This is a genomic window from Cupriavidus sp. BIS7, from assembly GCF_000292345.1.
In the GTDB taxonomy this organism is placed as follows: Bacteria; Pseudomonadota; Gammaproteobacteria; order Burkholderiales; family Burkholderiaceae; genus Cupriavidus.
In genome coordinates, this window is record NZ_ALOU01000049.1 from 71,883 (window position 1) to 84,327 (window position 12,445).

Genomic DNA, 12,445 nt, shown 5'->3' on the forward strand with positions numbered 1-12,445 from the left:
GCTCTATCCCGGTGCAAATGGCAGCAGCACCAGAAAGTACGTCCGCCCCGGTTCACTCTCAACGGCTATGGTGCCACCAAGCTGCGTGGCAATTTGATAGCTGACCCATAGTCCCAGCCCATATGAACGCCGCTCTCCCCCTTCCCAAGCGGAACTGAACGGCTCGAACAAGTGCTCCATTGCAACCCCGGATATGTATTGCCCCGTGTTTGATACCCTTATCTGTAGCTCAGCTTGATGCGCAAACACCCCAACATCCACGCAGCCTCCGTGCTCGACGGCCGTCGCGGCGTTCAACAGCAAATTAAGGACGAGTTGTCGAACCAGATGGGCGGGCAGCGCGATGGCCTCCGCTTGCTGCACTTCCCAGTTGAACACTGCCTGCTTCGCATGTATCTGCGGTGCTATCAACAGTCTCAGGTCTTGCCAGTCCGAGGGACCCATGGCAGGGGAATCCAGTCGCGCCTCAACGAGTAGCGCCGATACGGTGGACCGGATTTGGCCGAGACCTCGCTCGAGAAGCCCAAGAGTCTTTTTGGTTTGCGCGTCTGGGGTGCCGTGAGTATTGAGCGTGTCGATGGCGTTGAGCATACCGCCCAGCGGATTGTTGATTTCGTGGGCGATACCGGCAGCGACCCTCCCGACGGCTGCCAGCCTTTCGGAGACAACGACCTCACGCTCTAATGCTTGCTTTTGAGCCAATTCTCCAAGCATGGCCTGGAACTGATGACCCAGTTGACCTATCTCGTCTTTCCCCCGCACGGCAATATCGGCGGCAACCGTTTCCGCTGGCTCCTTGCCAATTCGAGCCATCCCCGAGGCAAGCCGCAGGAGAGGTTTCGCCATGCGGTCGCCCCAGAGCCAACCCACCGGTATCAGTAACAACAACGCAGGAACCGTAGCCACCCCAAGTTTGACAAGCGTTGAGCGAATGCGGCCGTAGAGGATATCTGCGTCGTAGACCAAGACTACATACCCCAGGCGGCCACCGTCATCAGAGTTCACGGGCATGCCCGCTGTAACATCATGGGTCGCCAACAGTCCCGGAAAGTTGAAGTAGAAGGGCTCACCGGCGGTGCGTAGATGCGAAATGACATCGCCATACTCGGCGGGCAACTGGGCGACCGCTTTCTGAATGGGCTCCTTTCTGGGGGACGTCGATGCATAAACGCGCCCTTGCGCGTCAAAGAGCACGATTTCCTTCAATGGGTTCGTTGACTCCTTGACCGCGACTGGCGGTCGGATAACTTCGAATGCTCGCCACACGTCGTCTTTGACCATCGGGTCCCGAACTGACAGCGTGAGCACGCGGCAAAGATTCTGAGCGCCGTTTTCCAGGTCATTCCGCGCATCTGCCAGTGCGAGGCTAACCAGCGCGGCAGTAACGAGCAATTCCGTAAGTAGGATTACCGCGCTCAATGCCAGCGGAATCTTGTAGCGATAACTGAGATTGGCAAACATCTGCGGACGCCTACCTTGGCCCAGCTTCCAGAATCCTGACCAGCCCGCGAATACCATCGAACACGCTGTCGGCACCCTCTACGAAGCCATCGAGGTTCAACTGCTGAAGAATGTCGCGACCTTCCGGCCGCTCCCTCATGTCGACGAGCGCGCGCTGAATGCGACGGAACGTCTCTTCGTCGAGATTTTGACGAGCAACAATCGGCGGGAAGCCGTACTGCGGGGAGCGCCACGCCACCTTTACATCCCGAGTGCGGCCCGGGTATCGCTTCTCTATGGTGTCGAAGACGTAGCCGTCTATCTCACCGGCATCCGCCAGTCCGGAACTCACAGCATCGACCACCTTCCGGTGCGCATACGTGAAGAAGGACTTTTTGAAGAAGGTACTTGGCCGTATGCCTGACCGAATGAGCTCGGTGGCGGGGACCAGGAAACCAGAATTTGACTGTGGGTCGCTGAACGCGAACACACGGTTCTGAAGTTGCGTGATATGAGTCGTTCGGTCGTCGTTCTTCGGGACAACCAGGTAGGAGCGATAAAGTGGCTGCCCCTGGTAGTCGGGTATCGCCAGCAACCGCATGGTCTGGGGATGCGTGACATAGGGATAGCCGCAGACCCATGCGAGCTCGAGGCGATTCGTAGCTAATAGCTCGTGAATCTCCTGGTAGTTATTGCGCTGCACAAACCTCACGTTTGCACCGCATACGCTGCCAAGTTCTTTTGCCCAACGTGCCAGCAGACTGATTTCGTTATCGAGAAAGACGGCCGTCGTGCCGAACGCAATCGATGTACGTTCGCTGCCGGAGCCGAATCCGAGAGATGAGAGGAGCGGCAAGCTCAGCGCGGAACTGAGAAATCGCCGTCGACCGATGTTGAGAATTGGTGACATAACGGCTCATTCCCCCTCACGAACCGTTACTGGACGGTAACGGTGCCCAGCGACTCCGCATCCATATTTGCCCGCAGGCGTGCCCGCCAACCGCCTTTGAGCCGGGTGGCACACGTCTTGCCACGGAATCGATGCTAGCGACTAGGCAAGCAAGATTCAAGCAAGGAGGCAACATGCCCGAACTCAAAATCGGCCGTCGCACATTTCTCAAGCTGGGCAGCACTTCCATCGCAGCCTCCGCTGCGTCCGCCTTGGTACCGACCGCAGCGGAGGCTGCGGCACCCGTCGATACAAGCAAGACCAAGCTGCCGTATCCGAGAAAGAGCGTGGGGCAACTCGGCCGGATGGCGCCCAACACCCCAATCTCGTTCACCTATCCGGATGCCGCGTCACCTTGTATTGCCGTAAAGCTTGGCAATCGCGTCCCGGGTGGTGTCGGCCCGGACGGCGACGTTGTTGCCTATAGCGTCATGTGTACCCATATGGGTTGCCCAGTAGTCTATGAGCCGGCAACAAAGACATTCAAGTGCCCTTGCCACATGAGCATCTTCGATGCGGAGAAAGCAGGGCAAATGGTCATCGGTCAGGCTACTGAGAACCTACCCCGCGTGAAGCTCCGTTATGACGAGAAGACGGGGACAGTGACAGCTGTCGGCCTGGAAGGCTTGTTGTACGGCCGTCAGGCGAACATCCTTTGAGTTCGAGGAGCTGAAAATGGCTACCGAGAAGGACCGCATCGTACTACCCCCGGTCACGGCTAAGCGGACCAACATGACCTGTCACTTCTGCATCGTCGGATGCGGGTACCACGTCTACAAATGGCCCGAAGACCAGGAAGGCGGTCGAGCACCGAACCAAAATGCGCTCGGCCTCGATTATCGCAAGCAACTGCCGCCGCTATCCATCGTCATGACGCCAGCCATGGAGAATGTCGTCACCGACCGCGACGGTTCCCGCCACACCATCATGATTGTGCCGGATAAGAGTTGCGTCGTGAACAGCGGACTCAGTTCGACACGTGGCGGCAAGATGGCGACGTACATGTACGCCCCAGATGGCCTGACCAAGGAGCGCCTGAAGAATCCACGCATCTACCTTAGCGACCAATGGGTCGATACGACCTGGGACCAGGCGTTGGCGCTCTACGCCGGTCTGATGAAGAAGGTCCTCGACAAGGATGGTCCGAGCGGCATCGTGTTCTCAGCCTTTGACCATGGTGGTGCGGGTGGTGGCTTCGAGAACACGTGGGGTACTGGCAAGCTGATGTTCACGGCTCTGCAGACCCCCATGGTCCGTATCCACAACCGGCCGGCATACAACTCCGAATGCCATGCCACTCGCGAGATGGGTATTGGAGAGTTAAACAACTCCTACGAGGACGCCGAACTCGCCGACGTTATTTGGGCCATTGGCGCGAACTCGTATGAAACTCAGACCAACTACTTCCTGAATCACTGGGTGCCAAATCTTACCGGCACGACCATAGAGAAGAAGAAACAGCGCTTCCCGGGCGAGGAGGCGCCGAAAACCAGAGTGATTTTTGTCGACCCTAGGCGGACGCCGACTATCGCTGTCGCCGAGCACGCAGCCGGGAAGGAGAATGTTCTGCACCTGGACATCCAACCTGGTACGGATATCGCGCTGTTCAATGGCCTGTTCACTCATGTCGTCCAGCAAGGCTGGATTGACCGTGACTTCATTGCCGCGCATACCAGCGGCTTCGACGCAGCCGTGCAGGCTAACAAGCTGTCTCTGGAAGAGTGCAGCAAAATCACGGGTGTGCCCGTTGACAAGATTCGGACAGCGGCTGAATGGTCGTACAAACCAAAGGCCACTGGCCAGATGCCGAGGACGATGCACGCCTACGAAAAGGGCATCATCTGGGGCAACGACAACTATCTGATTCAGTCCTCACTCGTGGACCTCGTGCTCGCGACCCACAATGTTGGGCGGCGAGGAACCGGCGTCGTCCGAATGGGCGGTCACCAGGAAGGTTATACGCGGCCCCCATACCCAGGCAACACGAAGATATACATCGACCAGGAGCTCATCAACGGCAAGGGCCGGATGATGACGTGGTGGGGCTGCAATAACTTCCAGACGAGCAACAACGCTCAGCAGTTGCGCGAAGTGGTCCTGCGCCGGTCGCAAATGGTCAAGGATGCGATGCAGCGCGCCCGTGGTGTGACCACCGAGCAGATGGTCGACGTGATTTATGACGCGACGAGCAAGGGCGGTCTGTTTGTCGCGAGCATCAATCTCTACCCGACGATGCTTGAACAGGCTGCACACCTAATGTTGCCTGCGGCACATCCCGGAGAAATGAACTTGACCTCGATGAACGGTGAACGGCGTATGCGACTCTCCGAAAGGTTCATGGACCCGCCGGGAACTGCGCTTCCCGACTGCCTCATTGCAGCTCGCATTGCCAATACCCTGCGTGACATGTACCGCAAAGATGGCAACACGAAGATGGCCGCCCGGTTTGATGGCTTCGACTGGAAAACTGAGGAGGACGCGTTCAATGATGGATTCCGTAAAGCCGGGCAACCTGGAGCCGGAAAGATTGACAGCCAGGGCGGAGATACGGGCAATCTGGTGACCTATGAACGGCTGCGCGTCATGGCTAACAACGGGGTCCAACTGCCAGCGAAGGCATGGGAAGGCGGTAAGCTTGTTGGCACGGAAATGCTGTACATGGACAGCAAATTCGACACGACGGATGGCAAGGCGCAGTTCAAGCCGTCACCATGGCCTGGTCTACCAAAGCCCATAGCCGACCAGAAAGCAAAGTATCGCTTCTGGATTAACAACGGCCGCACAAATGAGGTATGGCAAACGGTCTATCACGACCAGTACAACGATTTCGTCCGTACACGAGACCCGATGGCCTATATCGAAATGAACCCCGCAGACGCGCAGCAACTTGGGATTGGTGCGGGCGACATCGTCGAGGTTTTCAACGACTTCGGCTCCACCTATGCCATGGCATACCCGGCGCCAGAAATAAAGCACGACCAGACGTTCATGGTTTTCGGCCATGTCAACGGCATCCAAGATAATGTGACGACGACATGGACCGACCGCAACATCGTTCCCTACTACAAGGGCACATGGGCAAACATTCGTCGAGTGGGGTCACAGGAGGACTACAAGCAGACGGTGAGCTTCAAGAGTCGCCGTTACACGTAGGCGACAGGGGCCGGCAATCTGCCGGCCCTCATCCCGGACCAGCGCCATGAAAACGCTGTCGAGTTTGACCGGTCACAACTTGAAATTTCGTTCATCGGTGGTTGATGTTGCAGACAGCGCCGCTCGGCGGGTGGTGCGATGAAGCACCATAGCCACAAGAAGCGAATCGAAAGAATCGCGGAAGAGCTCGGCGCCCCTTCGCATGTCGTCAGGCGGGCATATTTCGCGGCATTGCGCGAGCTCATCACAGAAGCTCGTATTCACGAATACCTGCATGTGTTCGTTGCTAAACGCGTCCACCGTGCACTTCGCGACCGGCGCCCGGAGTAGCTGGCAAGAACGTCTGGCTTGGGGCGAGGAGGTCCGCCGCCGGCCCGGCATCAATCCGCTCAGCTGGATAAAATGGCTAGGGCGGAGCCCGACCAAAAAATAGGGCAATCCCCTAGCTCTTTCTGGAAAGATACCTTACTCAGGTGCTCTGTCTGAACAGACAGCCATCTCGCAACCAGCAAGGCTATTGGTCGCTCGAGAAGAACTCGCGCGTGACATCCCTTGTTGTCAGCAGTCGCTGGTCAAACACTGCACACAGCGCTACGAAGTACTTGGCTTCCCTAGCTGAGCCAGGCTCGCCCACCAGTTGGAAGAATTGCCCATCCCGCGTGAGGCCCACGCGACGGCATGTATCCAAGCGAGCGATTGGTAGAGTCGACCAGTATTTGTTGGTGCCAGAAAACCTGCCGACAACGTGCTGGTCGCCACGAAATGTCGCCAGCAGCCGCCATTGTTCGATATAGCTTTCCGCAGTCGGAACCGCTCCTATTCGGACAACAGTAGGCATGAGCAAGACTCCTTTCACGCTCTCGCGCTCTCGCGCTCTCACGCTTTCACGCCCTTTTGCTTGCGTATGGGGCGCTGGCCATGAAGGCAGTTGCGCATCGTTAGTACTCGACATACTCACCGGTGATGTCTTTCGTGCCGGATACCTTGTTATCCCACGTCGCTATCAGCCAGACGAGTTTCCACAGTCCAGTGTCGCGACCAGGAGGACCAGATAGGACAAAGCGCACTCCCTGCTCAGTCATGCCCGTTCGCGTATTCCAGTTGAAGGATGTAATAGGAGGGCTGACACGGTATGGGCCAGTACGCATGCATTTGCCAACAAAGTGTCTTGAACCACCGTAAGTCAACAGTGCCCGCCACTCTTTTAGAACGGCATCGCTAGCCAAATCTCTTGGCTCCGAAATCCAAGCAGGCATGACGGTCCTTCCGCATCGAGCTCATCGATTTTTAACGCAGAGGGCGTCTTCTTCCGACTGCCCCCAGTACTGGTCGCTAACGTCCCTTGCTTCCGTAACACCGTTGCGGGCGGACCAGATACCCCAAACATATAAGGCGTCCTGGTCGAATCCAGGTTCGCCTGACAGGATGTACCGTCTTCCGCTGCGAGTAATGCCCGCTCGGGAGTTGCGGTCAAATGAGACGATGGCAGAGCTCACCCTTCCGGACGCGTTCTCGAGGCAGTAGCCGACGAAATGATGTTCCCGGCGCTCGGTCTCAAAGACGTGCCAGCACTGGAGCGTGATATCTGGTTGCTCAGCGATGTCCGCGACTGACCAAATTGACATGACGGTTCCCCTGCCGTTGGGCACGGCATACGGGTGTCTGCGTCAACACGCTGCGCCGTCATTGCCTTGTCGTGATGACGGCCGCAATAGCCCAACCTCTAGAGCTGAGGACTCAGAGGATGCGAATGCAGCCGTCGAGCGCGAATGTCATCTGCACTTTGAAGACAAGGCACAGACGAGCATCGGAACTACCGAAAGCGTCGGGCGATAGCGCGAATCTGCAAAACACGATTGGGAGGTTGTTGCCAGAATGTAGTTCTGCTTGTCGCGGCAACGATGAGGCTCCGAAAACGGAGCGTGACTGCAGTGTAGGCGTTCCGCCCATGGATGCAAGGACGAACGGCGACATAGCTACGCAATGGCGTTAGGGAAGCCAACCACGCGCCAGCCACTGACAAGGAGCTCTCCAAATCTGCCCGAGCACCAAGCACGTGCCCTGGACGCTTGAGGCACCATGGTGCGAGAATCATTTGCGCTTCGCTCTACCGCCTTAGCGGCCCTAGCAGTTGCGCGCATAGGACGGCGAGCCGAGGTGGCCGTCGGTTATTCGCTCGTGTCGCCCACGATATCCACGGTGGTAGTTGTGGAGGTCAGAATATTCTGTATGGGCGTGTACAGGTCGACGGTAACGTCGTCACTTACTTCAAGGGTCACGACCATTGAATATCGAACGGCATTGGACCATTGCTTGGTCTCCTGCCAGTCCTTCCACCAGCCTCCCACAGGAAACACTGCGATTTGTCCTTTGCTGGCGATATCGGCTGCAGTACCGCGCCAAACATCACTGTGGATGGAGCCTCTAGCTCTCAGCTGCGGCCCAAAGTCCCAGCCATTGACATCGGGGTCGTCATAACTCGGCTTATCTTTTGCATCATTGACATCAACCTCGGAGTCCGTCGGCGCTGGTACTTCCTTCGCGATTTCCTCCGCTCGCGCTAGTTTGTTGATGCGAGCCAGGAAAAGTGCTTCCGTTTCCGTTGCGGCCCGTATTGCAAAGCGTAGGCCGTGAGAGGCATATCGAAATTTGCTGAGCCAGCCTCGTCGGCTCGGATTCGGCTCCACAAAATATGACAGGGTTACACGCAAATTTACGCTCGAAGCTGGAACTGAACGCAGTGCGTCGTCCGGCCACGGGAGGTCATGTAGTCTCAATTCACCCAAGCGAATGGACCCGTCAGTCCGCGCAAAGGGAGTGAGCTCTCCCTGAACGACCATGGTCGCACGGCGATGTGTCGAAAACGAAGAGAACTCGCCGTGTACTTGCCCAAAGCCATACGTTCGCAATAGCGCACGCTTCTCATCCTGTTTGTCGGCCTCCGCTTGCGCCTGCTGCATGGGGGCCGTATAACGAGCGCCGTGTACAACTAAAGCTCGAACAGTCTCTGGCCAATAGTGAGGGTACTGCGCAGTGAGGGTTGCACAGACTCGTGCCACCTCGGCTGCTGCTGCGCTGGTATCCCCTGTTTCCGCAAGAGGACTTTTTGTAGGTTGATGTGAAGTCGTCAATAGCCTAAGGTCTGCTGGTCCAACAACGACTTGCTTCCAGCCATCGTACGAGCCATTGCCACCTTCCGCGACCACGTCAGGCTTATGTGGCCAAGGGGTATGCCAAAGAACGCCCGTAGTCGAACTGGGCGACAGAGCACCGGATTGAGCGATAGCCTCATATTCCGGATATGTCTTTGCATCAAAGTCGGTCAGGCTCGTGCATGCTCCCACCGTAATCGCGTTCCAGCTTTGGCCAGGCGATTCGACTTGGGCCAAGGTGTTGATGGTAGGGTATTGGGTCCATGCAGACCAAGGTACGTTGCCTGCAGCTAGCACGAAAAGACGGGGTGTTTTTTGCTGGGGCTCGTCATCAACGCCGACTTCGATAGGTAAGCGACCGAAAGTGATTTGGTCCACGGTAGCAGACCACTCGGTTGGCGAGCCATTTGCAAGCCCGACTTCTGTGGTCATCATTGCGTACACGCGGCGCGCTGTCGGGTTCTCCACCTCTACCCGCCCGGCGGCCTGCCACATGATGTCGCCATACAGATGCCGTGGATTGGCGCCGTGAGGAGGGAGGATTTTGACGGACTCCAGCTTGTGCGAGAGCGTTACCGGTTCAGAGCTGGCGAGTGGCCCGACAAGGTCGCCATAGACAGCAATGCCGGCCATCTCGGTACCATGCCCATCATGGTCACTGGTGCCCCACTCGGCGTCAAACGCGTGTTTGTCTTTTGTGACCAATGCCGGTGACAGGAGCGGATGCGCAGAGTTCACGCCCGTGTCCAATAGCGTCAGCCGGGTCGAATCCGCGCCATCCGCGAAATTGGTTCGGTCGACCAGAGATTGGACCCAATCCGCCTGCTCATGCGGCTTGGTATCAGCCAAGAAGAAGCCCGCGGTTGGCTGCACATTGCGAATTTCTGCGATGTAATCAAGCAGGGTTGCCGCGCGCTCTAGCGCGAGCCTCGTTGCTCGGACAGCTACGACAATACGCCCAGGAAAACGAACATACCCAGGCTCCAGGAAAATTTCGAGCTGCGGCGCCGTCTGTTTAAACGACTTATACACTTCTTCCGCAAGGTGCCCAGTGGTCCGTAGCCACATCTGGAACCAGTGCGGTTGCGAGTCCAGTGGTGGAGGTGGCTCTTCCTCGGTCCAGAGGTCTTGGAAGCTGGCGCCTCGGATATCGTCAACGACTGAGATGAGTCGCATGTGAGCGCGCTTCTTGCCGGCTTGGGGCGTAGCCATGTATTCACGAACGCGTTTTTCAAAAGCGCTTAACTTGCCGTAGGGGACATGCAAGACAGCGACCCCGGACCCCTGAATTTCGGTGAAGCTAAGTACTTCGATGTTGTCTCGCTTCCATTCGACACTGGTTGGAAGGAAGTACTTTGCTGGGGAGACTTCCAGCGCAATTGAAAGACCCGTGCCTTGGCTGAGTCCAGCCTTCGTGCGTTCCGCGCGTAGGGTCGGAATCTGTTGTTCAATGGCCCTGAGGCGGGCGAGAAGCTTTCGGCCATGCGCAAGCGGCTGACGCTGCGGGAGCTTTAGCTTTATTGGGAGCGATTGAGGAGACTTGAAGCTTTGGCTTTTTGTGAAACCGACAACCGACAGATGTGGAAGTTTATCGTTTGGCATAACTCATGGAACTCCAACGCCCAAGCGTTGAAGTGTACATGCAAATAATGCCAGCAGATTACCCCCTGTTAGACTGGGCGCGTTCCTCCAAATGGGCAATAACTGCGTCAGATGTGACCCGGTCATTCCCATCCATAACGGCATCCTTCAATGCATCCGTGCAGGCCCGTGCAATCTCGGCATGAGAATGACCTGACGCAGCCTCCACGACACCGCCTGCGTCAAAATCAGCAGTCATGAAGAGAGCCAAGCGATTTTGAATGAGTGTCTTGGCTTGGTCGCTGTCTGGCGGCTCATATCGAATCACATCATCAAACCGACGGAACAGTGCAACATCTAGGTCCTTGGCATGATTTGTCGCCGCGATAATGAGGCTATCTGAATCATCTTGGTCTAAGAGCTGCAAGAACATATTGAGCGTCCGGCGCATTTCGGCGACATCGTGGTGGCTGCCACGCTGCAGGCCTAGCGAGTCAAACTCGTCAAAAAAGTAGACCCCTCGCGTTTGCTTCAGCGCATCAAATACGAGCCTGAGCTTCGTTGCGCTCTCGCCCATGAACTTGGTGATTAAGCTGTCAAACCTGACCGTGAAGAGCGGAAGACGCAGTTCTCCAGCTAGTGCCTGAGCAGTCATCGTCTTCCCGGTACCGGGAGGCCCGACAAGAAGCAATCGTCGACGAGGGGACAGCCCATATCCCATGAGAGCAGCCGCACTACGCTGCTCTCTGAGCACGCGTTGCAGCCTTATCTGCACGGGAGGCGCTAGCACCATTTCCGATAGATGCTCAGTGGGATAGCGCACTGTGAGCAAGTCACCCAATTCGCCCTTAGGCTGAGCCAAGGGAATCGGTCGCGCGCTCCGAATACGCCCACTTACTTCTCGCTGGCTCTTAGCCTTGTCAATGAGCTCCTTGAGCTCGGCAGCCAGGCGAACGTGGCCACGGCGAGCCTCATCGGCAGCCACCTGTAGCGCAACTGAATAGAAGTGCTCTGAATCGTCGCCGGCATGCGCACGCAATAGAGCTTTAAGTTGGTCTGACCGAGCCATAACGTTTCCCCCGCCTGAATCTTAGACGCTTGGTACAGGTTACGTCACGTCTTTTGATGCTATTATAGCAACCACGTTGTAATAGATGCAATTTCACTCAAATGGCGTACCCTAGGTCGCAAGCGGAGTTGGTGAGGCGGGCCCGTGGCGAGCGAACTCAAAAGGAGTTCGCAACTCTGCTGGGCGTGGAAAAGAGCTGCCTCTCGCGTTACGAGAGTGGCAAGCTCGGTGCGCCAACGCGCGTAATAGACGCGTGCTTAGCGCTCATAGCCGATTCTATGGACGCCGATATGGCCACAACGGCCGTTCAGGAAGCACTCAAGTACTCGCGGATGGTTGTGTCCTTGCTGGACAGTCGTGCGCGCTCGCCCGCTTAGCCCCGACTTGTGCCTGGCCACGCCGCCTTCAAGGCACTTCGTACCAGTGTCTGTTTCTGCAAATTCAACAAGTCGCTATACCGAGTAGGCCTGGTCCGCCAGCTTTCATTAGTGGACGGAGTCCAGCAATTGGTCGCAGGTATTTCTTGAGTTCCTCGAAATGACGCTGGCTTAAAGCGCGCTTTGAACGATGCGACACGATATGGGTTCAGCGACGAACGATGCGACACTTCATGGGTACTTTGAGCTTGTAGTAAAGTGCGCGATGCAGCACCGCGCATAGAGAGTCGCGACAACTTGTGGGTACCCTGAACGACATCATTTGGGTATCTCCACATTTTCTTCTGCCGCCCACCACTGCCACACTACCCGCCACGCAAGATACCGGCTGCAAGCACATTGCGCGTGCCGAAGGATCGACCTGCCCGGCGCGATTTCACCATGCACTGGCCCGCGCCGGTCCCTGCGAGGGGCAAATCAGTACCAGTGCTGCTCCTTGTTGCCCTTGATGTTGCCTGCCACACCGCCGGCGACGGCACCGATGGCGGCGCCGGTCCAGCCGCTTCCGCCAGCAATGGCGGCAATGCCCGCGCCGGCCGCCGCACCGATCGCCGCGCCGGACACGGTGCCTTGCTGCTGCGGAGTCATGTTCGTGCATCCGGCAACGCCGGCAAGACCGGCAATGGCCAGCGCCGCACCAATCATTTGGAGTCGTTTCATGGCG

The 12,445-nt window shown here is 57.2% G+C and carries 8 protein-coding genes; 3 read left to right on the forward strand and 5 right to left on the reverse strand.

Annotated features, from left to right (window positions below):
- Positions 1-3: 3 nt before the first annotated feature.
- Positions 4-1,461 (reverse strand): ATP-binding protein, encoded by a 1,458-nt coding sequence (locus B552_RS0117900; protein ID WP_019450424.1) that lies wholly within the window; start codon positions 1,459-1,461, stop codon positions 4-6.
- A 10-nt stretch (positions 1,462-1,471) separates the two neighbouring features.
- The gene (locus B552_RS0117905) at positions 1,472-2,350 is read right to left on the reverse strand and encodes a PhnD/SsuA/transferrin family substrate-binding protein (RefSeq protein WP_019450425.1); all 879 of its coding nucleotides are present in this window, start codon (positions 2,348-2,350) and stop codon (positions 1,472-1,474) included.
- Between the two features lie 173 nt (positions 2,351-2,523).
- On the opposite strand from B552_RS0117905, the gene B552_RS0117910 reads away from it, so the two are divergent.
- Entirely contained in the window at positions 2,524-3,048 is a 525-nt protein-coding gene (locus B552_RS0117910; RefSeq protein WP_019450426.1) for an arsenate reductase (azurin) small subunit, read from the forward strand.
- Between the two features lie 16 nt (positions 3,049-3,064).
- Positions 3,065-5,542, forward strand: coding sequence for an arsenate reductase (azurin) large subunit (locus tag B552_RS0117915; protein ID WP_019450427.1), 2,478 nt, complete (start codon positions 3,065-3,067; stop codon positions 5,540-5,542).
- A gap of 2,168 nt (positions 5,543-7,710) precedes the next feature.
- On the opposite strand, the gene B552_RS0117935 is transcribed toward B552_RS0117915, so the two are convergent.
- Positions 7,711-10,296, reverse strand: coding sequence for a S8 family peptidase (locus B552_RS0117935; RefSeq protein ID WP_019450430.1), 2,586 nt, complete (start codon positions 10,294-10,296; stop codon positions 7,711-7,713).
- Between the two features lie 58 nt (positions 10,297-10,354).
- On the reverse strand, positions 10,355-11,068 hold the full coding sequence (locus B552_RS29245) for an ATP-binding protein (RefSeq protein WP_280949277.1): 714 nt from the start codon (positions 11,066-11,068) through the stop codon (positions 10,355-10,357).
- Between the two features lie 377 nt (positions 11,069-11,445).
- Between B552_RS29245 and B552_RS29440 the strand changes: the two genes are divergently transcribed.
- A complete protein-coding gene (locus tag B552_RS29440; RefSeq protein ID WP_019450432.1) occupies positions 11,446-11,721 on the forward strand; it encodes a helix-turn-helix domain-containing protein in 276 nt (91 codons plus the stop codon).
- A 477-nt stretch (positions 11,722-12,198) separates the two neighbouring features.
- On the opposite strand, the gene B552_RS0117950 is transcribed toward B552_RS29440, so the two are convergent.
- Positions 12,199-12,441: a YMGG-like glycine zipper-containing protein gene (locus B552_RS0117950; RefSeq protein WP_026035785.1), complete on the reverse strand. Its 243-nt coding sequence runs from the start codon at positions 12,439-12,441 to the stop codon at positions 12,199-12,201.
- Positions 12,442-12,445: the final 4 nt, after the last annotated feature.